The organism is Pseudomonas sp. Leaf48 (assembly GCF_001421885.1).
Taxonomy (GTDB): domain Bacteria; phylum Pseudomonadota; class Gammaproteobacteria; order Pseudomonadales; family Pseudomonadaceae; genus Aquipseudomonas.
In genome coordinates this window covers 78210-101902 of the sequence record NZ_LMLH01000010.1, presented here as the reverse complement: position 1 = coordinate 101902, position 23693 = coordinate 78210, and the positions used below count along the sequence as shown (strand labels likewise).

Sequence of the window (23693 nt, the reverse complement as noted above, 5' to 3'; positions counted from 1 at the left end):
TGGATATCCGCTCAAACGTTTAACAAGAATGCGTGGATAACGTAATGCCGCCATCCAAGGCGGCATTTTTACAAACCACAACATGATCGATGACAAGTGTGCGTATCAGGCGACCATTTTGAGAAGATAGAAACTCATTTCAATCTTTCCTCCCATCTTTCCTTGGGAAGCATGTAAAATTCCCCATCCGGTAGTTCCTCAAGATCCAATTTTTTCCGAATCATTTCTTGCGAAATAATTGGTTGCCTAAAACCAACATCCTGCACCCTTCTAATCCTACTGTATTTTACAAAGTCGACCGGCACTTGCCTGAGAACCCTTTCTCTGTTGTTTACCACAGAAATGAATGCGCTCAAGTGAGAAGGTGCTGAGGGTAAAGCCTGCAAGACGTTTGCAGGAGACGCTCCGGAAGGTTGTGAGGATGAAATTGGCAAAACGTTTGCATTAGACGCTCCAGAGCTAGAGCCTGGCTTATTATCGCCGCTCGAAGCCGAGCCGACTTTTGGTTGCTTCGAAGAATGTGTCGGCTTATCAGCTACTGGCTTAGATTTGTTCGGGGGAATCTTGAGTTTAGGTGCCCTTAGCTTTGTGTGAAAAAATGGCATATGCCCTGTACTATCCTCCTGATTGACAGGATCCCCCTTGCAATAAGCATAGGCATTCACCCCACCTTCTCCAAACGGGCTCAAATTGTCCGGGCTATTGAATCGCATCAAAACCGGGTTGAAAGCCCGATATCCATTGCCCAACAAATAATATCCGGTCAGTTGGTCTGGTCGCTGCCCGTTGAAACCAAGCAGACTGAGCAAGCCACCTGCAACCGGGAGATACCCATAAAGTGTGTAGGCGAAGGAATTCGGTTGCCCTCCCACGCCGAGTGACAGCAATACCGAGTGCGATAGATCAGTTGCAAGCAAAGTGGATTGGACCTGGCCCTTGTCACGCACATGTTGCGCCAATGGCTGGTCCTGATGCTGAACGATTGTAAGTTCAACGTCTCCCGCAATCTCCGTAACCAAGTGATCTTTTCGATAAAAACGCTGATGGCTTGGCTTCGCAAACAGCGTGGAGGCAGTCAGTTGATCCAAAGCATTGTACTGATACTTGCAGAGCAAAAATTTATTCGGAGTTTGCATGAGCCCGCTCGCAGTTAATCTGTTAAACCGACCTTTACTCTCCTCCAACTTATACAAAATGACAACTATCAGAACTGATAGTCCAATTGAATCCAAATCCCCTCACAAAAAAAACCCCAACCAGCAAACACTGATCGGGGTTTTCTTTTAGCCGTTTTGCGTTTTAGTGGGAAACGCGGCTGGTTCCATCGACGGTCGAAATACGCACACGTTCGCCAACACGGAACACTTCGTTTTCCTGAACCTGTTGCACGTAGGCGCGCATGCTGCCGTCGTCTTCGCGAACGGTGATCTCCACGCCCTGGGTGCGGGTCAGGCCTTCTTCGGCGGCAGAACCGATCAGGCCACCCGCCACGGCACCGATGACCGCAGCCACGATGCTTCCGGTACCCCCACCGACGCTGCTGCCGCCCACGCCGCCGACGACCGCGCCTGCCGCGCCACCGATCGGGGTCTTGGTGCCCTCGATCTTCACCGGACGCAAGGCTTCGATGGTGCCCATGCGGATGGTCTGCACACGACGGGCTTCGTCACGGGAGTAGGAGTCACCGGTCAGGCTCGATTGGCAACCAGTGAGCAACATCGCCATGGTGGAAAAGGAAGCAACCAGCAGAACAGACTTACGCATAACATCAACTCCAAAATAACAGGTGTTCATTAAACCCCGCAGCTTGACGCCTGTCACGGCGCGCCCCGGATAATCGTGCTTTGATTCAGGCGCCATACAGGCGCTTCATGAACCCGACACAAGGTAGCTGCATATCCGGACGCTGCGCTACCGACACAGGATTTCCATGGATTACTTTATCATTGTCGTCACTACCGCCGCCGGTCTGTACTTCCACTGGTGGTTGTACGTACGGATCAAACGCTGGATGGACCGCGACCTGGCGTTGTCGCTGGCAGGCAAGGACGAGCGCAAAAGAGCCTACATGCTCGAACAACTGGCCAACGCCCGAGCGCAGAAAATCAAGCGTCGGGACCTGTCAAAGTGGCTGGAGACCGCAGCGGCAGGCTACCCTGATCAGTAGACTGTTCAGGGTGCCAGGCGTTCAAGAATCCAGTCGGCGCCCTGTTGGCGGTAATTGAGACGGTCATGCAGGCGACTCGAGCGCCCCTGCCAGAACTCGATACGCTCCGGGAGCAAACGGTAACCGCCCCAGTGCTCAGGGCAGTGGGGCTGAGTGTCGCTGAATCGTTGCTCGGTGTTCTTGAGCAGTGCTTCCAGCTCACCCCGATCGGCAATCACCCGGCTTTGCGGCGATGCCCAGGCCCCCAGACGGCTGCCCAGCGGGCGAACCTGAAAATAGGCGTCGGATTCTTCAGGGGTGACCTTCACCACCCGACCTTCTATTCGCACCTGACGCTCCAGGGCCGGCCAGAAAAAAGTCATGGCCGCGAACGGGTTCGCAGCCAGGTGCTGGCCCTTGGCGCTGTCGTAGTTGGTGAAGAAGGTGAAACCCTGCTCATCCAGGCCCTTGAGCAGCAGAATGCGGCAATGCGGCCGACCGTCCTGATCCACCGTCGCCAACGTCATGGCATTGGCCTCCACCGGTGCCTGTTCGGTTTTCACCGCATCGGCGAACCACCGGTGGAACAATGCAAATGGCTCAACCGGGGCTTGCGCCTCGGCCAGGCCATCACGGGTGTAATCACGACGCATATCAGCCAGGCCCTGGGTCATGGCGCATTCCTTATGGTTAACCAATCACTTCTTTACAGTATCGGCGGCGGCGACTTTCTTGTCAGCCGTGGAGGCCTTGGCTGGTGCGGTCTTTTTCGCCGGGGTCGCGGTTTTGGCTGGCGCTTTCTTGGCCGGAGCTTTCTTCGCCGGGGCTTTTTTCGCGGTTGGAACCGCGGCCTTTTTGGCAGCCGGAGCCGGAGTCACGGGCTTGGCGACAGGCTTGATGTCCTGCGCGGCAACCAGGGTCACCGGCGCCGGAGCAGGCATGTTGTATTTGCTCAGCAGGGCCACCATGGTGTTCTGTGGGGTCACCAGCAACTCCACGCGGCGATTTAACGCTCGACCTTCGGCGCTGTCGTTGGCAGCACGCGGCGCATTGCCACCCATGCCACGCAACATCAGGCGATCACGCTGCAGACCGCTGAGGCGGAAGATCGCTGCGATCGATTGCGCGCGTTCCTGGCTGAGCTTCACGTTGGCCGGCGCGGCACCCGAGGTATCGCTGTGCCCGAGCACCAGCACGGCAGTCTTGGAATCAACTTCCAGGATTTTGGCTACGCGGGTGAACGGGCCGAGTGTGACGGGCAGCAGCATCGCCGGACGGTCAGGGTTGAATGTACCTTCGACCGGTGCCGTCACCACCAACACGTTTTCGCGGCGTTCGAGTTGCAGGTTACTGCCCTTGATGGCTTCACGCAGGCGTGGTTCGTAGTCATCGAGCCAGGCCTGGGTGACTTTCGGATCAGGCATCGGCACGGCTTTGCTGGTGCTCTGGTCGGTACCACCGAACGGCCACCACCACTTGCCGCCGGCATCGGCTTCGGCCTTGGCTACGGCAACCGGTTTGGCCTGGTCTTTCACCTGCGACTTGACCGCAGCCTTGTCGGCGCTGTCGTCGGAACCGAACGGCCAGTACCAGTGGCTGGCGCTTTCAGTCTTCGCCACCGGAGCGGTTACGAAAGGGTTCTGAGGCGCCGGGGCCGGCTCTTTGGCGGCGACTTTGTCGGTGGAACCGAACGGCCACCAGTTGCCGCCATCGGAATCTTTTTGTGGAGTCTGTGCACAACCGGTAATAGCGAAGCACAGGGCCAAAGCGAGCGTTGGTTTAGATGACATTGGATATCCACAAAAATCGAGTAATGAAAAATCAGACCGGTTCGGCCCGGATAAACAGACGCTTTGAAACTCAAAAAGCTTTCCGGTTCCAGCCCTGGAACCCTCGAGCAGGTTTTACAGACAGGTGGCCAGAACCCGCACCAACTTTTGCGCACGCGGGTCCATCAAGACGTACGGTCCCAGGGTATTTGTCACAAAACCAAAGGCTACATCGTGCTCCGGATCGGCAAAACCGATGGAGCCACCAGCCCCAGGATGACCGAACGCGCGTGAACCCAGGCCGAAGGTGGCGTTGGGTACATTCGGTTGATCAAGCATGCAACCCAGACCGAAACGGGTGCAGGTCAATAAAGTCTTGTCTTCGCCGATGCTGTGCTCGCGGGTCAGCTCATCGAGCATTTCGCTTTCCAGCAGGCTGCCATCGAGCAGGCCGGCATAGAACCCGGCGAGACTGCGCGCATTGCCATGGCCATTGGCCGCCGGCTGCTGCATGCGCCGCCACTCCGGCTTGTTGGTGCTGGTCATGATCGACGGCGGGTTGGTGAACGCCCGAGTGGTCATGGCCGTCGGTTCGCGCATGGTCACCTGCAGCAAGCGCTGGGCCGCGGCATCGCCGACATTGCCCTTGCCGCGCGCGATGTGCGCCACGCGATGGAACTCTGCATCGTCCAGACCGACATGGAAATCCAGGCCCAACGGCTTGGCGACTCGCGCCACGATCGACTCACCCGGCCCGCGACCGTCGACACGGCGCAGCAACTCGCCGACCAGCCAGCCGTAGGTGATTGCTGCGTAACCGTGACCTTCACCCGGTGTCCACCATGGCGCTTCGGCGGCCAGGGCGTCGACCATCGTTGGCCAGTCGTAAAGGGCTTCGGGGGCCAGCAACTCGCGTAACGCCGGTAGCCCGGCCTGATGGCAAAGCAGTTGGCGCAGGGTCACCGATTCCTTGCCGGCCGCGGCGAATTCGGGCCAGTAGCGCGCCACCGGAACGTCCAGTTGCAGCTTGCCTTCGGCCACCAGTTGCAGCGCCGTGACGGCAGTGAAGGTCTTGGTGCAGGAGAACAGGTTGGCGATGGTGTCGCTGTGCCAGGCCTCGGCGCCATCCTTGTCGGCAGTGCCAGACCAGAGGTCCAGTACCGTTTCCCCGCCGACCTGGATGCACAACGCTGCGCCACGCTCCTGAGGATCGTCGAACAACGCTGCAAACGCTTCGCGCACTGCCTCGAACTTAAGCTCGTAATGACCCTGAATCTGCACCCGCAACTCCCTGGATAAACGTTCTACAAAAGTGGTGGGCATTGTTCCAGCCCTTGAGGGTTTTGGGAACAGGGTTTGGCCGGGCGGTTGATTCAAGGGCAAGATCAAAAGATCGCCGCCTGCGCCAGCGCCTACAGACGCTGTCGCGGGCTGCGATCTTTTTCAGTGACCTTTGCCGGAATGCCCGCCAGCGCCCTTCCCCGGCCCTTTGCCGGCTTCGGCTTTGCGCCCGCCCTCGGCATCGTGACTGGCTTTGTCGACCTCGGCTGCGGCCTTCTCGGCTTCTTTGCCCATCTGGTCGGCGGTCACCAGATTGCTCCTGCGTACGCTCTCGACAAAGCCCTGGAACGGCAAGTCGGTAATGCCCACGAGCCCGAAATGACCGTTCTCGCCATCGAGCAGGCGTCCGGTCACGGGTTGATCGAGGTACTGGAACCAATGCACGCCGACAATCGACGGTTCGCTCAGCGCCTGCTTGAGGAAGTTCGCGTAGGCCGGGCCACGGTCCTCTTCCTTGGCCAATTGTGTCACGCCGCCCCAGAACGGGCCGCGGTCCGCCGAGCCGAAGTTGAACTCGGTGATCAATACCGGTTTGTCGAGGCTGCGCAGTCTGGTGAAGTCGTAACCATCATGGGGCTGCAGGGTGTACATGTTGAAGCTCAATACGTCGCAATACTGCGCGCAAGACTCCACCGCTTCCGGGGTGCTGATGGCAAACCGGCCGCCGAGCAGCATCTGGTTCGGCGCATGCCACTTGAGTGAATCGGAGATGGTCTTGAAGTAGGTGTCGGCGAAGACCTTCTGGAAGTACTTGAAGTCGGCTTCGATTTCCGGATGCTCGGCGCTCGGCAACGGCGCACTGAACCCCGGGTCTTCCATCAGCTCCCAGGCTGGCAGGTCGATACCCCAGGCTTTCGACAGGCCTGCCTGGTTGCGGTATTTGTCGCGCAACTGCTTGAGGAATGCGCGCTTGGCCGGCACGTCGGTGGTCATCTTCAAGGTGCCGTAGGCCAGGGCATAACGGGCTTTGGGGTCATCGCCGGGACCGGCCCAGGCCAGTTCGTTGTCGGCGTAGTAACCGATCAGCCACGGGTCGTCTCGATGATCGCGGGTGGCGATGGCCACGGCGCGCTCGGTAGCCATGGCAAAGCGCGGGTCGAACGGGTCAGGCATGCCGCCCCACCAATCGGTACCGGTACTGATGCTGGCGTAGTCGCCGACGATCGACAGCGGCAAGGTGTAAGGGACGCGGTCCGCCCCGGCCAGCATTGGAGCGCTCCAGTTACCGACAGTATTGAAGCCCCAGGCTTGCAGGCGATCCAGGGTATGGCTGGCCCAGCGTTGCTGGTCAAACTCGGCTTTGCAAGGTTCGGCTGGTGACTGCTCGACTGCTTTTGCCACCGTTGCCTGGGCGGCGTCGGCCTTGGCGACTTCCGCGACACCGGCCTCGGCGCTCGATGGAACCACGGGTTGCGCACCAGCCTTGTCTGCCGTCGCTTCGACCGCGTCTGCCTTGGCTGCCTCGGCGACACCGGCCTTGGTATCGCTGCCCAATGCGCAGGGGTTGCCATACAAGCGCTGCAAGTTGGCGCCGTAGAAATCGTACCAGCGCCCGGCGTTGTATCCACGGCCCTGGTCGGCACCGTTGCCGCCGCGGTTGTCACCTTCACCGTAGTGGCGGGCCAAGGCTTCGTCAGCCTTGGGCAAGGATTCGAACATCCACTCGCGACCGGCGACGTAAGTCTGGTTGACGTCCGGGGTGACGGTGTTGACCCCCAGCGAGTAGAACGGGTGCCCTTGCGGAGTCACCAGATACCAGCGCCCATCACGCTTTTCACTGCGGAAGAACCCACTGGCCCTGAATACCGGGCCAGTGGTCAAGCCGCCGAATTTGTCCAGGGGCGACTTCTCGCGCTCGGCCAGCCAGGTTTTCAGTTGCTGCTGCTCCTTGGCAGCGGCGCCTTTGAGCTGCTCGTCGTTGCTGATTTTTTCCGGCCACCGGGCGCGGGTCGACTGGCCATAGGCATCGACCAACCCACCGTATACAGCCCGGCTGATCGACTCGCCGTCCTGCACGCCGAAACGCTCCAGCAGTATGCTTTGTGCGGCTTGCGGCTGATCCATCGACAGGCTGACCGACACCACCTGCCGAGCGTCCAGTTCCCCGGCACTGCTGGCCAGCAGGATGCGCTGGCCTTCGACGGTCATTGGCATCGGCGGCCCGGCTTTCATGCCCTGATTCAGCGGCGACGCTGGTTGCAGCGGCACCAACAAGGTCTGCGCGGGCCCGGCCGGCAGATCGACGCGGCTGGTCAGGGTCTTGCCATCATTGCTCTGGATGGTCACGTACAGGGTCACGGCCCAGTTCATGGCGCTCTGGATCCGCAGGCTCATGACGCTCGACCCGGACCAGTCCCAGGCACCGGTTTGCGGCGTCAGGCGCAGGGTCGGGCGCGCCACCGGATTGAACGTTACCCGGCGCAGCACTTCGCCTTCCGGGGTCTGTTCAGCGTTGGATTGCGGCAGGCTGGCGTCCTGAGTCGCCACCTGGACCACATCGGCGGGGCGCACAAAGTTGAACAGCGTCTGCGGGCCTGCGGGTGCGGCCAACAGGGGCGTTGCGAACAACAGGGCAAAAACGGCAGGTAACGAACGGCGAATCATGAGAACGAAATTCTCCCTAACGACCTTCAATGGGCCTGCGAAATAAAGATGGCTGAGAGATAGACAACGCGGTGGGCAAAACCGCCCACCGGTTACTCAGGAAATTTCGCGCCGGAAGGGAGGCAATGCGTTGAGGATCGCTTTGCCATAGCGTTGGGTGACCAGGCGCCGGTCAAGCAAAGTGATGGTGCCACGGTCCTCTTCGGTGCGCAGCAAGCGCCCGCAGGCCTGCACCAGTTTCAGCGAGGCGTCCGGCACGGAGATTTCCATGAACGGATTGCCGCCACGGGCTTCGATCCATTCGGCAAGGGCCGCTTCGACCGGATCATCGGGCACCGAGAACGGAATCTTGGCGATGACGACGTGTTCGCAATAGGCACCCGGCAAGTCGACCCCTTCGGCGAAACTCGCCAGGCCGAACAGAACGCTGGAATCCCCGCCATCGACCCGCGCCTTGTGTTTGTTCAGGGTTTCCTGTTTCGACAGGTTGCCCTGAATGAACACTTGCTTGCGCCAGTCGCGGTCCAGGCCGTCGAATACGTCCTGCATCTGCTTGCGCGAAGAGAACAGCACCAGCGTGCCCCGCGAGCCTTCGACCAGCTCCGGCAGATCGCGGATGATTGCCGCAGTGTGAGCCGCCGCATCACGGGGGTCGGCGTTTAGGTTCGGCACTCGCAGCACGCCGGCATCGGCGTGATGGAAGGGGCTCGGGACCACGGCGGTCACGGCTTTTTTCGGCAGGCCGGCACGCATGCGAAAGCGATCGAAGGTGCCCAGCGCGGTCAGGGTCGCCGACGTCACCAGCGCGCCATAGGCCACGTTCCACAGATTGCGCCGCAGCATTTCCGCCGCGAGGATGGGACTGGCGTTGACCTCGATATCAAACAGCGAACCGCTTTCGGCCAGGGTCAGCCAGCGCGCCATCGGCGGGTTGTCTTCCGGGTCTTCCGCGGTGAACGCGACCCACAACTCCCAATTGCCGGATGAGCGCGACAGCAGGCTGCCGAACAATGGATACCACTCTTCGGCCTGGTTGCTGGCGATGCCGATGTTGACCTCGCCGTCCATGCCTTCCTTGAGCAACTCGGTAAGGCGGGTGAACAGATCGGTCAGGCGCGCGAAACCCTTCTTCAGCTCGACGCCCATCTCGCGCATGTGTTCGGGAATCACCCCGCCGACAAAGCGATGACGAGGCCGTTCGCGACCTTCAACATCTTCGCCGGGCTTGAAATCGGCAACCTGTTCACAGGCGGTGAACATGAACTGCTGCTGGGTCTTGATCTCCCGTGCCAGCTCCGGCACCTGTTCGATCAACTTGCCCAGATCGCCCGGCAACGGGTGTTGGGCCAGCAGCTTGGTGAGATTCTTGGCGGTGGTTTCCAGCCAGTCGGCGGTGGAGCGCAGGCGGGTGTAATGGGCGAAATGGCCGATGGCCTTGTCCGGCAGGTGATGGCCTTCGTCGAACACATAGATGGTGTCGCGCGGGTCCGGCAGCACTGCGCCGCCGCCCAGGGCCAGGTCAGCCAGGACCATGTCGTGGTTGGTGACTATCACGTCGACCTTGCCCATGCCTTCGCGGGCCTTGTAGAAGGCACACTGGCCGAAGTTCGGGCAATGACGGTTGGTGCACTGGCTGTGATCGGTGGTCAGGCGTGCCCAGTCTGCATCTTCAAGCGCCGTGGACCAACTGTCGCGGTCGCCGTCCCATTTATTGCCGGCGAGCTTCTCGATCATGCTGGTGAACAGCTTCTGACTGGCCTCATCGACCTCGATCTTGAAGCCCTCTTCCTCGAACAACTGAGCGGTGGCGGTTTGCGCGTGACCTTCCTGGAGCAACATGTCGAGCTTGGACAGGCACATGTAGCGCCCGCGTCCCTTGGCCAGGGCGAAGCTGAAGTTCAGCCCGCTGTTGCGCATCAGGTCGGGCAAGTCCTTGTAGACGATCTGCTCCTGCAGGGCCACGGTAGCCGTGGCGATCACCAGGCGCTTGCCGGCGGCCTTGGCCGTGGGAATCGCCGCCAGGCTGTAGGCCACGGTCTTGCCGGTACCCGTGCCGGCTTCTACCGCGACAATCGCGGGCTCGCCACTGCGCCGGCCTTCATCGTCGGTGTCGATGTCACCGAGAACCTTGGCGACTTCGGCGATCATCAGGCGTTGGCCGTAGCGCGGTTTGAGGCTCTTGGCTTCGAGAAAACGCGAGTAGGCGCCCTGGATCGTGGTTTTGAGTTCAGTGCTGATCATGAATTGTCGGGCGCAAAAAACGCTGGATAAATTTTCAGTGGTTCGGTTCGGCCGCTATCATACCCCGCTAATGAATCCTGCGCAGAACGGAGTACCCCAATGACACCTTTTGGCATCGTTTACACCCTGCATGTCCTCGCCGCACTGGTCTGGGTCGGAGGCATGTTTTTCGCCTGGATGGTCCTGCGCCCCGCGGCAGTCAAGGCGCTGGAGGGCCCTGCCCGGCTCAAGTTATGGGTAGAAGTGTTCCCGGGGTTTTTCCGTTGGGTCTGGGCAGCCGTGATACTGCTGCCTGTCAGCGGCGTGGGCATGCTGCACATGCAGTTCCACGGTTTTGAAGCCGCGCCACGTTATGTGCAGGTAATGATGGGTTTGTATGTGGTAATGACGGCGCTGTTTATCCGTATTCAGGCGCTGATGTTGCCGGAACTGCGTACGGCGGTAACCGCACAGGATTGGCCGGCAGGTGCGGCGGTGCTGGGGCGGATTCGTCGATTGGTGGGGATCAATTTATTGGTGGGTCTGGTGCTGGTTGCAATTGCCGCGGCACGCCCGACGCTTTAAAAGCTGCTCCTGACCCGGCTCTCTCCCACCGACAGCGAATTACTGTGGGAGCGAGCCTGCTCGCGATGTTCTCAAACTCACCGCTGTTATCCAGACAGTGCAGGCCATCGCTGGCCTCCATCGCGAGCAGGCTCGCTCCCACAAAAGCCCCGCGAAGGAACAGGTTACAACCGCTGCACCGTCACCGAACCCGGCGCGCCTTCAGGCCCGGGTTGACCATCGGCACCAGGGCGCCCGCTCTTGCCGCCATCGGCGTTATAAATGAGACAGCCCTTGGCCTTGCCACCCGCCCCCGGCTTGCCGCCAGGGCCGGCTGCACCACCGGCACCGCCGGCCACCTGGACCTTGATGCGTTCTGCCGGATAGTCGTGCGGCACTGCCAGTTTAACCAGCGCGCCTGGTGCCCCCGGCTGGCCGTTACTGCCATCGCTGCCATCGGCACCGCGACCGGCCTGGCCCCAGGTGCAGCCCGGGGCCTGCCCGTTGGCACCGTCGAGGCCGACAAACCCCGGCGCGCCCGCGCCACCGCGAGCATCGACCAACAATTGCGGTGCATTCAGTGACTTTATCTGCACATCAATACTTCGCCCGGCACGGGCAGCCTTCTCGTACGTACCCGGCGCACCCCGCGCGGTGATCTGGCTGCCTTCGGCAAGGTCGGCCCGATGCACCTTCAGCGCCAGCGCCTGTTCGCCGGGCACGATGGCGATCCGCGCTTCGTGGCCCAGGTGCAGTTCACCCACTGTGACTTCGGTTACGTTCGCAGGAATCAGCAACGTCCCGTAGTCCGCCACTTCCAGGCGCTCCAGTTGCAGGGTGCTGGCGGTGTTGGGCAGGCGCATCAGCGAATTGGTTTCGACGCTCACCACCTGTGCGCTGGCCAATGGACTTACGAGTGCGGCAAGCAGACAGAGTTTACGCATGGGAAGCCTTCGATGTGGCAGGAGCCGGAATGGTTTGCAGGTGGAATACGCCGAAAATGACGATCTTCAGACGGTCAAGCCAGGGATGGGCGCGCCATTTGACGCTGCGGTTGCACAGCAGCACTTCCAGTAAATGGATGAATGCCAGGAAGCCGCCGGCCAGATTGACCAACGGGTGCAGCGGATAGCTGAACGGCACGAGCAGATTGACCAGCACCACCAGCCAGAACAGCAGGGTCAATAACTTGCCCAGCCCCCATAACACCTTCATACGCGCTCCCAACAAATATTATTCTTTGCGCGCACAGTAACGGCTTCCACGCGGGATAAGCCAGAGGGCAACGGAAATATCTTCATGGAGGCCGCCGAACGGCCGTCGCCACGCGTTAAATTAACGTGCGACGGCTCTATTTCAAGGCTCAGCGGTTGATGTGCAGCTCTACGCGACGATTTTTCGCGCGGCCTTCATCTGTTTCGTTGTCAGCCACCGGCTGACTCTCGCCCTTGCCTTCACTGGTGAGTTTGTTCGGCGCCACCCCCTGACTCAGGAGATAATCGGCCACGCTGCTGGCGCGCCGCTCCGACAAGCCCTGGTTGTACTCGTCCGAACCTACGCTATCGGTATGACCAACTACCTTGATGCTCACCACGCTGGCGTCTTGCAGCTTGCCCATCAGGTCGTCCAACTGACTCTTGGCCGTAGGCGTGAGGTCGGACTGGTCGAAGGCAAACAGTACATCGCCAGCATCGCTGAGGGTGATGACCTCGACCGGCACCGGTTCGGCAGGTTGCGCAACAGGGTACTGTGGCACCGGGCAACCGTGATGTTCGACCGGTGTATCGGCTGGTGTATCGGGACAGCGGTCACGGCGGTCGAACACGCCGTCACCGTCTTCGTCACCATCCTGGGCATAGCAGATCAACCCGCCGGTCAAAATGCCGAGCGCCGCACCGCCACCGGCCCAAGCGGCACTTTCAATCGCGCCCAGGCCGCCACCGACCAGGCCGCCGATAAGGCTGCAGATAGGCCAGGTTCTTTGATTGAGGGGGGCAGTGCCATCACTGTGAGTAGCGCAGCCGGTCAGCAGGCTGCCTATTAGCAGAACCGGAAGGACGGTCCTTGTGAGAACGATCATATTGAAAGCTCCTGTGTATCCGGCCAATACCGGTTACACAGGAGTAAAGACCCGCATCCGCGACTGCACAAGCCGCGGATGCGAGGGGGTTAGCGGTTAATTTTGATTTCGGTGCGACGGTTCTGTGCACGGCCGTCAGCGGTGGAGTTGTCGGCAACCGGCTGGCTTTCACCGGCACCTACAACGGACACGAAGTTACTGCGTGGCACGCCGCTCTCAATGAGATACTCAACCACAGAGTGGGCGCGTTTATCCGACAGTTTCTGGTTGTAGGTATCGCTGCCCACGCTGTCGGTATGGCCGGTTACGGTCAATTGAGCAGTAGGCGCTTCCGCTTTCAAGCGCGTGGCAATCTTGTCGAGAACCTGCTTGTCGGATTCGGTGAGCGTAGCTTTGTCGAACTGGAAGTGAACATCGCGAATGACGATGGTTTCTTCCTTGACCACGACCGCCTCTTCAACCACCGGAGCAGGTGGTGGGCAACCGTTAGCATCTACCGTTACGCCTTTAGGCGTACCAGGGCACTTGTCGCGGCTGTCCGGCACACCATCGCCGTCTTCGTCGCCATCACCGTGAACCCAGCAATAGGCTGCGGCCGTGCCGCCCACCAGCAGCGCGCCATAACCGGCCCATGCCGAGCTTTCGGTCGCACCGAGGCCCGCACCCACGACACCTCCGACCGCCGCACAGGTCGGCCAGTCGGTTTTCTGCAAACCTGCACAACCAGTCAACACACTGGTGAGCAGAACCAAGGGTAATGCTGTCCGAACTATGCTCATCTAGTTTTCTCCTGAGGGATCGGCTTAGAACCGATTCACGTAGTAAAGACCCGAGTATTAAACTCCGCCAGAAAAGGGTCAGGCTGTTTAACAGTGTATTTACGACAGGTTCCTGGTTATGCCGAACAGACGCTCTAGGCCCGGACGTTCAGGCAGGCTAGTCTTGGCAGATCTGATTGAGGAACTTTGATGACTGCAGGTATTTCTTCACGCACGCCGCAACAGGCACTGGCCGCCTTACTGGACCGCTACGCACCTGCGCGCCTCTTGCTGATTGGCGCCAGCGAGTTCCCGGCGCTGGAGGCTTTCAAACTCGCGCACCCGGACAGCTGCGTCGCCTGCGCCCCGCCCGGAGCACTGCCTGCCGAGCTGGCAGCCCGGCGCTTCGACCTGGCGCTGGTGGTCGATTGCCTGGAGCATCTGCCCAAGCGCGAAGGCCTGAACCTGTTGGGCGGCATTCGAAATCTCAATGCCAGCCGTATCGCGGTGCTGGCGGATCTGGCAGCCTGTGGTTGGCAGGAGACCGACTTTTTCTCCCTGGCCCTGCAAGCCAGCGAGCGTTTTGAGCGCGAAGAACAGCAATTGACCTTGTTCACTTACGATCTGCTTGAATACAAACAAGTGCCCGACTGGCTTAATTCTCGCTTCTGGGCCAATCCGGAAAACTTCGGGAAATATTGGTGGTAACGCAATGAGTACACCCATTTGCCCTTGCGGCAGCGGTACCCTGCTCGACGCCTGCTGCGGTCATTATCACGCCGGCCACCCGGCTCCGTGCGCAGAAGCCTTGATGCGTTCGCGTTACAGCGCCTATGTGCTGGGCCTGGTCGACTACCTGGTGGCGACCACCCTGCCCGCGCAACAAGCTGGCCTGGACCGTCAATCGATCAGCGACTGGAGCGCCCAAAGCACCTGGCTGGGGCTTGAGGTGGAAAGCTCCGAAGTCCTCGGCGGTCAGCCCGAACATGCGTTCGTGACCTTCACCGCGCGCTGGCATGACAGCACCGGCGAGCACAGCCATCGCGAGCGTTCATCGTTCGTGCAGAACGCCGGGCACTGGTATTTCATCGACCCTACCGTAGCGCTCAAAGCGGGTCGCAACGATGCCTGCCCGTGTGCCAGCGGACAGAAATTCAAAAAGTGTTGCGCGGGTTACTTCAGCGTTTGATGTGACATTCAGCGGCTAGACTGGGGGGCAAGGGAGAACCACCACCATGACCATCCGGCCCACCGCGTTTCATCTGTTCGCCCTGCTCCTGTTCCTGGGGCTCAGTGGCTGTGCGTCATGGTTCAGCGACGATGCTCTGGAGCCCGAGGTTCATTTGGTGAAGGTCGAAGTCGTGCGCGCCAGACTGCTGGATCAGAAATTCATCCTGCACTTTCGCGTCGACAATCCCAATGACAGCGACCTGACCGTACGCGGCCTGGAATACCGCATTCATCTGGCGGAGATTTTGCTGGCCGAAGGCGAGTACGAACACTGGTTTACCGTCGGCCCCAAACACAGCGCCTATTTCAAGGTGCCGATCCGCACGAACCTGTGGCCAAAGGTCCGTGACCTGGTCAAACACCTGAAAAATCCCAAGAAGTCCATTCCCTATCGTCTGGACGGTGAAATGGAAACCGGTTTATTCATCGCCCACTACGTGCACCTGGCGCGTAATGGCGTGATAATCCCCGCCGATTTAATTCCGGAGTAACCCCGATGACCCAGCAACCTCATGTCCATGGCCCTGACTGCAACCACGATCATGATCACGACCATCATCATGACCACGACCACGGCCATGTCCATGGCCCGAATTGCGGCCACGCTCACCAGGAGCCGGTGCGCAACGCCCTGAAAGACGTTGGCCGCAACGATCCGTGCCCATGCGGCAACGGCAAGAAATTCAAGAAGTGCCACGGCGCTTGATGCTTCGGGCGAAGGTCTGCTTCGCCTGTTGAATCGCCTTCGCGGGCAAGCCCGCTCCCACAGTGAACTGCGCCTGACACAGGACCTGTGTTCACCGCCGATCCTGTGGGAGCTGGCAATCCCTTTGCGGCGAACTGGCTCGCGCTGGTTACCGGCCAGCTTTCAGAATGAGCCCGGTGCTGACGACCGTTGCATATTCGCCATGCAAATTCCCCAGCGACATTGCATGAACCTCCTCGGCTGAATGCGCCTTACCAAAGTAGTCGGCCTTGTCGAAGGTAAAGCACGCATCCTCCACCACCCAGGCATCAAACCCCAGGTTGCCCGCCGTACGCGCTGTGGATTCCACCGAGTTGTGGGTGGCCACGCCGACGATGATCAACTGCCCGATCTGTGCATCGCGCAACTTCGCCTCAAGCCCGGTGGCGCAAAACGCGTCCGGAACCTGCTTCTGGATCAGCCATTCCCCGTGTTGTGGCGCAAAACGTTGCTGAAATTCAACTCCCGATTGCTGCGGCCAGAACACCGAATCTTCTGACCGGGACAAGTGCTGCACATGAATCACCGGCCGAGCGCTGCGCCGCCATTGCCCCAGCAGCTCCAGCATGCGTTCTTCGGCCTGGGCATTATTTCGCCGACCGAGCCGGGGATGCAGGATGCCTTTTTGTTGATCGATGATGATCAGCGCTGCGTTTGCCTGGAGCTCCATGCCTACTGTACTCATGCACAATCATTGGATTTGCTCCACTTCAGCATTACTCCCCGTGACTGACAAGCGCGATATTTTTGCGCTTCATCTGACAAATCCTGAAATAACTTCTTGCCCCGCTTGCGCGGCCATCGCCTGCTCACTAACGTAGCGCCTTTATTGCGCTACCACCCCGCAGGAGCTTTGCCATGGCCTCGCCAGCCCTTACTCATTTTCTACCCCGGTTCGGCGTTGCCGCAGCAGTCGCTGGCGTTTTGAGCCTGACCGGTTGTCAGACTTTCAATGCCCAGGACACCCTCCCGCCGGCCTCCGGCGTACAGCCGCTCAAAGGTTTGGCGCAGAACGTTTCGGTGCGGCGCAATGCCATGGGCATGCCGTTGATCGAAAGCAGCAGCTTCCACGACGCCCTGTTCGCCCTCGGTTACGTGCACGCCAGCGATCGCATCACGCAGATGGTCACCCTGCGCCTGCTGGCCCAGGGCCGTTTGGCCGAAATGTCCGGTGCGGATCTGCTGGATGCCGACCGCTACATGCGTGCGGTCAACCTGAAGAAAAGCGCCGGCGAGCTGTACAAGGCCTCTTCGCCGCGTCTCAAACGCTTCTTCGAAGTCTATGCCCGCGGGGTCAACGCCTACCTTTTCCGTTACCGCGACAAACTGCCAGCGGACCTCGTTGCCACCGGCTACAAGCCTGAATACTGGCGGCCGGAAGATTCGGCGCTGATTTTCTGCCTGCTGAACTTCAGCCAGTCGGCCAACCTGCCGGAAGAAATTGCCTCGCTGGTGCTGGCGCAAACCGTCACCACCGACAAACTGGCCTGGTTGAGCCCCTCCGCCCCCGACGAAAAATTGCCGCTGGCCGAAAGCGAAAAACTCCAGGGCATCAAGCTCAACGGGCAAATCCCTGGGCTGGCGCAGATCAATAAAGCCACGGGGCAACTGTCTGACCTGAACCTGCTGGGCGCCACCTCGTCGAACAACTGGGCCATCGCCCCGCAACGCAGCCGCAGTGGCAAAAGCCTGCTGGCCAGCGACAGCCATGGCCCGCTGGGCGCGCCGTCGTTGTTCAGCTACGTGCAGATCCGCGCGCCGAAGTATCAAGCTTCTGGCGTGACCATCGCCGGCTTGCCGATGGTTCTGGGTGGTTTCAACGGCAAAGTGGCGTGGAGCATGACTTCGGTCATGGGCGATAACCAGGATCTGTTCCTGGAGAAAATCAAGCGCCAGGGCAACGCACTGACCTACGAAACCAACGGCAAATGGCAGCCGGCGATCGTGCGCAACGAAACTTACTTCGTCAAAGGCCAGCGACCGATTCGCGAAGCCGTGTACGAAACCCGTCACGGCCCGCTGCTCAACAGCGCCCAAGGCACAGCTCTGGCCAATGGTTTCGGTCTGGCCTTGCAGACGCCGGGCTTCACCGACGACAAAACCCTGGATGCGTTGTTCGACCTGACCCGCGCCCAGAGCGTCGAGAAAGCCTCGGATGCCAGCCGCGAGATTCGCGCCATCGCACTGAACCTGGTGTTCGCCGACGCCAGCAATATCGGCTGGCAAGTCACCGGTCGCTATCCCAACCGCCGCGAAGGTGAAGGCCTGCTGCCATCGCCCGGCTCCGAGGGGCGCTACGATTGGGACGGTTACGCCGACCCGATGCTCCATCCTTACGATCAGGACCCGGCCCAGGGCTGGCTCGGCACCGCCAACCAGCGGGTCATTCCCCATGGCTACGGCATGCAGTTGTCCAACTCGTGGGCGGCTCCGGAACGTGGCGAGCGCATGGCCGAACTGGCCGGCGCAGGCAAACACGACAGTCGCAGCATGATCGCCATGCAGTACGACCAGACCACAACGTTCGCCGCCAAACTGAAGAAAATGTTCGAAGCGCCAGGCATGTCCCAGCCGCTGAAACAGGCCATCAATGCTTTACCGGCAGCCGATAGCGCCAAGGCCCGCGAGGCCTACAGCCGCTTGATGGCATTCGACGGCAAGGTCAGTGCGACTTCCACCGACGCGGCGATCTACGAGCTGCTCCTTGAGGAAAGCAGCAAGCAGATTTTCCTCGATGAACTGGGCCCGCAAAGCAGCCCGGCGTGGCAAGCCTTTGTCGCCAACGGCAAGTTGTCCTATGCCGCCCAGGCCGATCATTTGCTGGCGCGCGAGGACAGTCCGTTCTGGGATGACGTACGCACCGCACAGAAGGAAGACAAGCCGGCCATCCTCGCGCGCAGCCTGGCTGCTGCGATCAGCGCCGGCGACAGCCTGCTGGGCGCCGATCACAAGGCCTGGCAGTGGGGCAAGCTGCATCGCTACGAATGGATAAACGCCGGCGGCCAGAACGTGCGCGGGCCGCTGCCGGCCGGCGGCGACCAGAGCACCCTCAATACTGCCGCATTCGCCTGGGGCCAGGACTTCAACACCACCCTGGCACCAGCCATGCGATTTATCGTCGACTTCAGCCAGACCGAGCCGCTGATGGCTCAGAACGGCACAGGCCAGTCCGGCAATCCGGCGAGCCCTAACTACCTCAACAGCATTGATCCGTGGTTGAAGGGGCAGTACATGAGCCTGCCGATGCAGTCGCAAAATTACGACAAGGCGTATGGCACGGCGCGACTGACGTTGACGCCTGGAAAATAATCCCAAGCCGCCCCCCTTTGCAGGAGCCAGCATGCTGGCGATGGACTCAAGCGCGCCGCGTTTAATCGGGTAAACACGCGTTATCGTTAACGTCCATCGTGAGCAGGCTCGCTCCTACAGGACTTGCTCGGCAGAGTCACCCACACGCCATTTTTGCCTTTGCACCGAACCAAATGTGTGCAGGCATTTCCCTGCGCTCGTTTTCGTGCATAAATCGCGCTCCGACCTTTGATCAAGCACCTTTTAAAACGCTTGTTCGCCACTGTGGTTCGGAAATTGCTACTTTCAATGGGTCTTACGCTTTCCAGTAACAATAAAACTGCGCCATAAGCGCTCATATTGGTTCTTAGGGATTGAATAATGAAAAAAGCATTGCTGACCCTTTCTGCACTGGCGTTGTGCATGGCTGCTGGCTCCGCCATGGCCAAGGAATACAAGGAATTGCGTTTCGGCGTTGACCCTTCCTATGCACCGTTCGAGTCGAAAGCGGCTGACGGCAGCCTGGTGGGCTTCGACATCGATCTGGGGAACGCGATCTGCGCCGAGCTGAAGGTCAAGTGCAAATGGGTCGAAAGTGACTTCGACGGTATGATCCCGGGCCTCAAGGCCAATAAATTCGACGGTGTGATCTCGTCGATGACCGTTACCCCAGCCCGCGAAAAAGTCATCGACTTCTCCAGCGAGCTGTTCTCCGGGCCGACTGCCTACGTGTTCAAGAAAGGTTCCGGCCTGAGCGAAGACGTCGCGTCCCTCAAAGGCAAAACCGTAGGCTACGAGCAAGGCACCATCCAGGAAGCCTACGCCAAAGCCGTGCTGGACAAGGCTGGCGTGAAAACCCAGGCCTATCAGAATCAGGATCAGGTGTATGCCGACTTGATGTCCGGTCGCCTCGACGCGGCGATTCAGGACATGCTGCAAGCTGAACTGGGCTTCTTGAAGTCGCCAAAAGGCGAAGGCTATGAAGTCAGCAAGCCGGTCGACAGCGAATTGCTGCCGGCCAAAACAGCGATCGGTATCGCTAAAGGTAACAACGAGCTCAAGGCACTTTTGGATAAAGGTATCAAAGCGTTACACGATGATGGCACCTACGCCACCATTCAGAAGAAGCACTTTGGCGATCTGAATCTGTACAGCGGCAAATAATGCCCGGCGCCCATCTCGCGATGGGCGCTTTTTTTATCTGATCAGGTTGCTGATTTATGTTCGAAAACCTCTTACAAAATCTGGGGCTCTCAGCCTTCAGCCTGCAGGGCTTCGGCCCGCTGCTGATGGAAGGCACCTGGATGACCATCAAGTTGTCGGCGTTGTCGCTACTGGTAGCCGTGTTGCTCGGGCTGCTGGGCGCCAGTGCCAAGTTGTCAAAGCTCAAGCTTATGCGTGTCCCCGCCCAGGTCTACACCACGCTGATTCGCGGCGTTCCGGACCTGGTCCTGATGCTGCTGATTTTCTACAGCCTGCAAACCTGGCTGACATCGTTCACCGACTTCATGGAATGGGAATACATCGAGATCAACCCGTTCAGCGCCGGGGTGATTACCCTGGGCTTTATCTACGGCGCCTACTTCACCGAAACCTTTCGCGGCGCGATCCTCGCGGTCCCGCGGGGTCAGGTCGAAGCCGCCACCGCCTATGGCCTCAAGCGCGGCCAGCGCTTCTGGATCGTGGTGTTTCCGCAAATGATGCGCTATGCCCTGCCCGGCATCGGTAATAATTGGATGGTGATGCTCAAGGCCACCGCACTGGTGTCGATCATCGGCCTCGCCGACCTGGTCAAGGCCGCGCAGGACGCCGGCAAAAGCAGCTATCAGCTGTTTTACTTCCTCGTGGTTGCCGCACTCATCTACCTGCTGATCACCAGTGCCTCGAACTTCATCCTGCGCTGGCTCGAGCGTCGTTACTCCGCGGGCACCCGGGAGGCCGTACGATGATCGAACTCCTGCAGGAATACTGGAAACCTTTCCTCTATAGCGACGGCTACCACATCACCGGCCTGGCCATGACCATGTGGCTGCTCAGCGCGTCTATATTCATCGGCTTCCTGGTGTCGATCCCGCTGTCCATCGCCCGGGTCTCGCCGCACTTCTACATTCGCTGGCCGGTGCAGTTCTACACCTACCTGTTCCGTGGCACGCCGCTGTATATCCAGCTGCTGATCTGCTACACCGGGATCTACAGCCTGGCGGCCATCCGGGCTCAGCCGGTACTCGATGCGTTCTTTCGCGATGCGATGAACTGCACGATCCTGGCCTTCTCCCTGAACACTTGCGCCTACACCACGGAGATCTTCGCCGGGGCCATTCGCAGCATGAACCATGGCGAAGTCGAAGCGGCCAAGGCTTATGGCCTGACCGGCTGGAAGCTGTATGCCTACGTGATCATGCCTTCGGCCCTGCGTCGCTCGTTGCCCTATTACAGCAACGAAGTGATCCTGATGCTGCACTCGACCACCGTGGCGTTCACCGCGACCATCCCGGACATCCTGAAAGTCGCCCGCGATGCCAACTCGGCAACCTTCCTGACTTTCCAGTCGTTCGGCATCGCCGCACTGATCTACCTGACTGTCACCTTCGCGCTGGTCGGCCTGTTCCGCCTCGCCGAACGTCGCTGGCTGGCCTTTCTCGGGCCGACCCACTAGGACTTATCCTGCTTCAGGGAACAAGAGATGCGCCACCAGATACATGACCTGCTGGCCCCGCTGCCGGGGACCGCACGACAGATCCACAGCTTTCACTTCGGCCCGCAACCGGCCACCCGCAAGATCTACATCCAGGCCTCCCTGCACGCCGACGAAATGCCCGGCATGCTGGTGGCCTGGCACCTCAAGCAGCGCCTGGCGGAGCTGGAAGCCGCCGGGCGCCTGCGCAGCGAAATCGTGCTGGTGCCGATCGCCAATCCGGTGGGCCTGGAACAGGTGCTGATGGATGTACCGCTGGGCCGCTATGAGCTGGAAAGCGGGCAGAATTTCAATCGCTGGTTCATTGACCTGAGTGAAGAAGTCGGCAACACCATCGAAGGCAAACTCGGTGACGATCCGCAGCACAACCTGCAACTGATCCGCAGCACCCTGCGCGACGCACTGGCCCGGCAGACCGCCGAGACCCAACTGCAATCCCAGCGCCTGACCCTGCAACGCCTGGCGTGCGATGCCGATATGGTGCTCGACCTGCATTGTGATTTCGAAGCAGTTGCGCACCTGTACACCACACCTGAGGCCTGGCCGCAGGTCGAGCCCCTGGCCCGCTACATCGGTGCCGAAGCCAGCCTGCTGGCGACCGACTCCGGCGGACAGTCGTTCGACGAATGCTTCACCCTGCTCTGGTGGCAATTGAAGGAACGTTTCGGTGAGCATTTCGAGATCCCGCCAGGCAGCTTTTCGGTTACCGTCGAGTTGCGCGGTCAGGGCGATGTCAATCACCCGCTGGCCAGCGTCGACTGCCAGGCACTGATCGACTACCTGATCCATTTCGGTGCGATTGCCGGCGAACCCGCGCCCATGCCCGACCTGCCTTACCCCGCGACACCGCTGGCCGCTGTGGAACCTGTGGCCACACCCGTCGGCGGACTGCTGGTGTTCACCGCGCTGCCCGGCCAATACCTGCAAGCCGGGCAACTGATCGCCGAAGTCATCGACCCGATCAACGATCTCGTCACCCCCGTTCGTTGCGCCACAGCCGGGCTGATGTACGCCCGCTCGCTGCGCCGCATGGCCACTGCCGGCATGGTGATCGCCCACGTCGCGGGCACCGAAGCCTATCGCAGCGGCTACCTACTTTCGCCTTGAGGATGCATGCCCCATGTACAAATTGACCATCGAAGGCCTGCATAAAAGCTATGGCGATCATGAAGTGCTCAAAGGTGTTTCGCTCAAGGCCAGGACGGGCGACGTCATCAGCCTGATCGGCGCCAGCGGCTCGGGCAAAAGTACCTTTCTGCGCTGCATCAACTTTCTCGAACAGCCCAATGACGGCGCCATGAGTCTGGACGGGCAGAACATTCGCATGATCAAGGATCGTCACGGCATGCACGTGGCCGACCCCGATGAACTGCAGAAGATCCGTACCCGACTGGCCATGGTGTTCCAGCATTTCAACCTGTGGAGCCACATGACGGTGCTGGAAAACATCACCATGGCACCACGTCGGGTGCTCGGATGCAGTAAGCAGGAAGCCGAGGACCGTGCCCGCCGCTATCTGGACAAGGTCGGCCTGGCGGCGCGGGTGGCGGACCAGTACCCGGCGTTTCTGTCCGGAGGGCAGCAGCAACGTGTCGCCATCGCCCGGGCGCTGGCCATGGAACCGGAAGTGATGTTGTTCGACGAACCCACTTCAGCCCTGGATCCGGAGTTGGTAGGCGAGGTGCTCCGGGTGATCCAGGGCCTGGCAGAAGAAGGCCGGACCATGATCATGGTCACCCACGAAATGAGTTTCGCTCGTAAAGTGTCGAGCCAGGTGCTGTTTCTGCATCAGGGTCTGGTGGAGGAAGAAGGCGCGCCGGCCGACGTGCTGGGCAATCCGAAAAGCGAGCGCCTGAAGCAGTTCCTCAGCGGCAACCTGAAGTAAAAACGTCTGCGCAGGCAGCTCCCCGTGGAGCTGTCGAGTGCAACGAGGCTGCGATCTTCGGTGATTATAAAAAGATCAAGATCAAAAGATCGCAGCCTCGTTGCACTCGACAGCGCCTACAGGACCGTGTTCGGTCAGACCACAGGTGCAGGTGGCGGCTCATCCGGCAGAGTAGGCTCCCCGGGTTCGGTGGGCTGTTCATTTGGGGTATCGGGATCAGGCTGACCCGGGATGCCCCCCGCCATGCTGACGGGCGGATGTGCCAGCAGCGACCAGGCCAGAACACCCACTTGATTGGGTTCAAGCCTTGCCAGTTCGGCACTGATGAGCGGATTGATCTTCATGGGGCACTCCTGAGCGGTGGTCCG

General features: G+C 60.2%; 25 protein-coding genes. 12 read left to right on the top strand and 13 right to left on the bottom strand.

The features are described 5' to 3' along the window. Positions 1–134: 134 nt before the first annotated feature. A complete protein-coding gene (locus tag ASE98_RS25705; RefSeq protein WP_082457512.1) occupies positions 135–1136 on the bottom strand; it encodes an RHS repeat-associated core domain-containing protein in 1002 nt (333 codons plus the stop codon). Between the two features lie 163 nt (positions 1137–1299). Then, complete coding sequence (locus ASE98_RS09430; RefSeq protein WP_060541104.1) at positions 1300–1764, bottom strand: glycine zipper 2TM domain-containing protein; 465 nt, start codon at positions 1762–1764, stop codon at positions 1300–1302. 166 nt (positions 1765–1930) lie between these two features. On the opposite strand from ASE98_RS09430, the gene ASE98_RS09425 reads away from it, so the two are divergent. Next, positions 1931–2167 carry a hypothetical protein gene (locus ASE98_RS09425; protein WP_060541103.1) on the top strand — a complete coding sequence of 79 codons (237 nt, stop codon included), beginning with the start codon at positions 1931–1933 and terminating at the stop codon, positions 2165–2167. Between the two features lie 5 nt (positions 2168–2172). On the opposite strand, the gene pdxH is transcribed toward ASE98_RS09425, so the two are convergent. From pdxH to dinG, 5 genes are all read right to left on the bottom strand, one after another. Then, a complete protein-coding gene (gene pdxH / locus ASE98_RS09420) occupies positions 2173–2820 on the bottom strand; it encodes a pyridoxamine 5'-phosphate oxidase (RefSeq protein ID WP_060541102.1) in 648 nt (215 codons plus the stop codon). Positions 2821–2844: 24 nt separating this feature from the next. Beyond that, positions 2845–3936: an OmpA family protein gene (locus ASE98_RS09415; RefSeq protein ID WP_060541101.1), complete on the bottom strand. Its 1092-nt coding sequence runs from the start codon at positions 3934–3936 to the stop codon at positions 2845–2847. A gap of 114 nt (positions 3937–4050) precedes the next feature. Then, complete coding sequence (locus tag ASE98_RS09410; RefSeq protein ID WP_060541100.1) at positions 4051–5196, bottom strand: serine hydrolase domain-containing protein; 1146 nt, start codon at positions 5194–5196, stop codon at positions 4051–4053. Between the two features lie 162 nt (positions 5197–5358). Further along, positions 5359–7860: a beta-galactosidase gene (locus ASE98_RS09405; protein ID WP_060541099.1), complete on the bottom strand. Its 2502-nt coding sequence runs from the start codon at positions 7858–7860 to the stop codon at positions 5359–5361. 96 nt (positions 7861–7956) lie between these two features. Beyond that, complete coding sequence (dinG, locus tag ASE98_RS09400) at positions 7957–10101, bottom strand: ATP-dependent DNA helicase DinG (RefSeq protein ID WP_060541098.1); 2145 nt, start codon at positions 10099–10101, stop codon at positions 7957–7959. Positions 10102–10200: 99 nt separating this feature from the next. Between dinG and ASE98_RS09395 the strand changes: the two genes are divergently transcribed. Then, the gene (locus tag ASE98_RS09395) at positions 10201–10665 is read left to right on the top strand and encodes a CopD family protein (RefSeq protein WP_060541097.1); all 465 of its coding nucleotides are present in this window, start codon (positions 10201–10203) and stop codon (positions 10663–10665) included. Positions 10666–10829: 164 nt separating this feature from the next. Here the strand turns inward: ASE98_RS09395 and ASE98_RS09390 are convergent, their stop codons facing one another. The 4 genes from ASE98_RS09390 to ASE98_RS09375 all read right to left on the bottom strand — a co-directional run bounded on the left by ASE98_RS09390 (position 10830) and on the right by ASE98_RS09375 (position 13503). After that, positions 10830–11588 (bottom strand): hypothetical protein, encoded by a 759-nt coding sequence (locus ASE98_RS09390; RefSeq protein ID WP_060541096.1) that lies wholly within the window; start codon positions 11586–11588, stop codon positions 10830–10832. Next, positions 11581–11859, bottom strand: a complete 279-nt coding sequence (locus ASE98_RS09385) for a DUF1145 domain-containing protein (protein WP_060541095.1) — start codon at positions 11857–11859, stop codon at positions 11581–11583. The genes ASE98_RS09390 and ASE98_RS09385 overlap by 8 nt, the downstream gene beginning before the upstream one ends. Positions 11860–12007: 148 nt before the next feature. Next, a complete protein-coding gene (locus ASE98_RS09380) occupies positions 12008–12724 on the bottom strand; it encodes an OmpA family protein (RefSeq protein WP_060541094.1) in 717 nt (238 codons plus the stop codon). Positions 12725–12813: 89 nt separating this feature from the next. Beyond that, on the bottom strand, positions 12814–13503 hold the full coding sequence (locus ASE98_RS09375) for an OmpA family protein (RefSeq protein WP_060541093.1): 690 nt from the start codon (positions 13501–13503) through the stop codon (positions 12814–12816). A 189-nt stretch (positions 13504–13692) separates the two neighbouring features. Between ASE98_RS09375 and ASE98_RS09370 the strand changes: the two genes are divergently transcribed. The 4 genes from ASE98_RS09370 to ASE98_RS09355 are packed head-to-tail and all read left to right on the top strand — an operon-like array spanning position 13693 to position 15418. After that, a complete protein-coding gene (locus ASE98_RS09370; protein ID WP_060541092.1) occupies positions 13693–14190 on the top strand; it encodes a DUF6231 family protein in 498 nt (165 codons plus the stop codon). Positions 14191–14194: 4 nt separating this feature from the next. Then, positions 14195–14671: a YchJ family protein gene (locus ASE98_RS09365; RefSeq protein WP_060541091.1), complete on the top strand. Its 477-nt coding sequence runs from the start codon at positions 14195–14197 to the stop codon at positions 14669–14671. A gap of 46 nt (positions 14672–14717) precedes the next feature. Further along, positions 14718–15203, top strand: coding sequence for an LEA type 2 family protein (locus ASE98_RS09360; RefSeq protein ID WP_060541090.1), 486 nt, complete (start codon positions 14718–14720; stop codon positions 15201–15203). A gap of 5 nt (positions 15204–15208) precedes the next feature. After that, positions 15209–15418, top strand: a complete 210-nt coding sequence (locus ASE98_RS09355; RefSeq protein ID WP_008083915.1) for an SEC-C metal-binding domain-containing protein — start codon at positions 15209–15211, stop codon at positions 15416–15418. Between the two features lie 148 nt (positions 15419–15566). On the opposite strand, the gene ASE98_RS09350 is transcribed toward ASE98_RS09355, so the two are convergent. Next, complete coding sequence (locus tag ASE98_RS09350; RefSeq protein ID WP_060541089.1) at positions 15567–16127, bottom strand: cysteine hydrolase family protein; 561 nt, start codon at positions 16125–16127, stop codon at positions 15567–15569. Positions 16128–16315: 188 nt separating this feature from the next. On the opposite strand from ASE98_RS09350, the gene ASE98_RS09345 reads away from it, so the two are divergent. The 6 genes from ASE98_RS09345 (at position 16316) to ASE98_RS09320 (ending at position 23325) form a co-directional block, all read left to right on the top strand. After that, positions 16316–18766 (top strand): penicillin acylase family protein, encoded by a 2451-nt coding sequence (locus ASE98_RS09345; protein WP_060541088.1) that lies wholly within the window; start codon positions 16316–16318, stop codon positions 18764–18766. Positions 18767–19126: 360 nt separating this feature from the next. After that, a complete protein-coding gene (locus tag ASE98_RS09340) occupies positions 19127–19909 on the top strand; it encodes a transporter substrate-binding domain-containing protein (RefSeq protein ID WP_060541087.1) in 783 nt (260 codons plus the stop codon). Between the two features lie 56 nt (positions 19910–19965). After that, on the top strand, positions 19966–20694 hold the full coding sequence (locus ASE98_RS09335; protein WP_060541086.1) for an ABC transporter permease: 729 nt from the start codon (positions 19966–19968) through the stop codon (positions 20692–20694). Next, positions 20691–21401, top strand: a complete 711-nt coding sequence (locus ASE98_RS09330) for an ABC transporter permease (protein ID WP_060541085.1) — start codon at positions 20691–20693, stop codon at positions 21399–21401. The genes ASE98_RS09335 and ASE98_RS09330 overlap by 4 nt, the downstream gene beginning before the upstream one ends. Before the next feature lie 27 nt (positions 21402–21428). Beyond that, entirely contained in the window at positions 21429–22547 is a 1119-nt protein-coding gene (locus ASE98_RS09325; RefSeq protein WP_060541084.1) for a succinylglutamate desuccinylase/aspartoacylase family protein, read from the top strand. A gap of 13 nt (positions 22548–22560) precedes the next feature. After that, positions 22561–23325: an ABC transporter ATP-binding protein gene (locus ASE98_RS09320; RefSeq protein ID WP_060541083.1), complete on the top strand. Its 765-nt coding sequence runs from the start codon at positions 22561–22563 to the stop codon at positions 23323–23325. A gap of 134 nt (positions 23326–23459) precedes the next feature. Here ASE98_RS09320 and ASE98_RS09315 read toward each other — a convergent pair whose 3' ends face one another. Continuing rightward, complete coding sequence (locus tag ASE98_RS09315; protein ID WP_060541082.1) at positions 23460–23669, bottom strand: hypothetical protein; 210 nt, start codon at positions 23667–23669, stop codon at positions 23460–23462. Between the last annotated feature and the right edge of the window lie 24 nt (positions 23670–23693).

Excerpts from the sequence above, each read along its gene's own strand:
- ASE98_RS09385 (WP_060541095.1), bottom strand. The coding sequence starts at position 11,859 with ATGAAGGTGTTATGGGGGCTGGGCAAGTTATTGACCCTGCTGTTCTGG.
- ASE98_RS09395 (WP_060541097.1), top strand. The coding sequence starts at position 10,201 with ATGACACCTTTTGGCATCGTTTACACCCTGCATGTCCTCGCCGCACTG.
- ASE98_RS09370 (WP_060541092.1), top strand. The coding sequence starts at position 13,693 with ATGACTGCAGGTATTTCTTCACGCACGCCGCAACAGGCACTGGCCGCC.
- ASE98_RS25705 (WP_082457512.1), bottom strand. The coding sequence starts at position 1,136 with ATGCAAACTCCGAATAAATTTTTGCTCTGCAAGTATCAGTACAATGCT.
- ASE98_RS09430 (WP_060541104.1), bottom strand. The coding sequence starts at position 1,764 with ATGCGTAAGTCTGTTCTGCTGGTTGCTTCCTTTTCCACCATGGCGATG.
- ASE98_RS09380 (WP_060541094.1), bottom strand. The coding sequence starts at position 12,724 with ATGATCGTTCTCACAAGGACCGTCCTTCCGGTTCTGCTAATAGGCAGC.
- ASE98_RS09355 (WP_008083915.1), top strand. The coding sequence starts at position 15,209 with ATGACCCAGCAACCTCATGTCCATGGCCCTGACTGCAACCACGATCAT.
- ASE98_RS09315 (WP_060541082.1), bottom strand. The coding sequence starts at position 23,669 with ATGAAGATCAATCCGCTCATCAGTGCCGAACTGGCAAGGCTTGAACCC.
- ASE98_RS09405 (WP_060541099.1), bottom strand. The coding sequence starts at position 7,860 with ATGATTCGCCGTTCGTTACCTGCCGTTTTTGCCCTGTTGTTCGCAACG.
- ASE98_RS09365 (WP_060541091.1), top strand. The coding sequence starts at position 14,195 with ATGAGTACACCCATTTGCCCTTGCGGCAGCGGTACCCTGCTCGACGCC.
- dinG (WP_060541098.1), bottom strand. The coding sequence starts at position 10,101 with ATGATCAGCACTGAACTCAAAACCACGATCCAGGGCGCCTACTCGCGT.
- ASE98_RS09425 (WP_060541103.1), top strand. The coding sequence starts at position 1,931 with ATGGATTACTTTATCATTGTCGTCACTACCGCCGCCGGTCTGTACTTC.
- ASE98_RS09340 (WP_060541087.1), top strand. The coding sequence starts at position 19,127 with ATGAAAAAAGCATTGCTGACCCTTTCTGCACTGGCGTTGTGCATGGCT.
- ASE98_RS09350 (WP_060541089.1), bottom strand. The coding sequence starts at position 16,127 with ATGGAGCTCCAGGCAAACGCAGCGCTGATCATCATCGATCAACAAAAA.
- pdxH (WP_060541102.1), bottom strand. The coding sequence starts at position 2,820 with ATGACCCAGGGCCTGGCTGATATGCGTCGTGATTACACCCGTGATGGC.
- ASE98_RS09375 (WP_060541093.1), bottom strand. The coding sequence starts at position 13,503 with ATGAGCATAGTTCGGACAGCATTACCCTTGGTTCTGCTCACCAGTGTG.
- ASE98_RS09335 (WP_060541086.1), top strand. The coding sequence starts at position 19,966 with ATGTTCGAAAACCTCTTACAAAATCTGGGGCTCTCAGCCTTCAGCCTG.
- ASE98_RS09360 (WP_060541090.1), top strand. The coding sequence starts at position 14,718 with ATGACCATCCGGCCCACCGCGTTTCATCTGTTCGCCCTGCTCCTGTTC.
- ASE98_RS09325 (WP_060541084.1), top strand. The coding sequence starts at position 21,429 with ATGCGCCACCAGATACATGACCTGCTGGCCCCGCTGCCGGGGACCGCA.
- ASE98_RS09345 (WP_060541088.1), top strand. The coding sequence starts at position 16,316 with ATGGCCTCGCCAGCCCTTACTCATTTTCTACCCCGGTTCGGCGTTGCC.
- ASE98_RS09320 (WP_060541083.1), top strand. The coding sequence starts at position 22,561 with ATGTACAAATTGACCATCGAAGGCCTGCATAAAAGCTATGGCGATCAT.
- ASE98_RS09330 (WP_060541085.1), top strand. The coding sequence starts at position 20,691 with ATGATCGAACTCCTGCAGGAATACTGGAAACCTTTCCTCTATAGCGAC.
- ASE98_RS09415 (WP_060541101.1), bottom strand. The coding sequence starts at position 3,936 with ATGTCATCTAAACCAACGCTCGCTTTGGCCCTGTGCTTCGCTATTACC.
- ASE98_RS09390 (WP_060541096.1), bottom strand. The coding sequence starts at position 11,588 with ATGCGTAAACTCTGTCTGCTTGCCGCACTCGTAAGTCCATTGGCCAGC.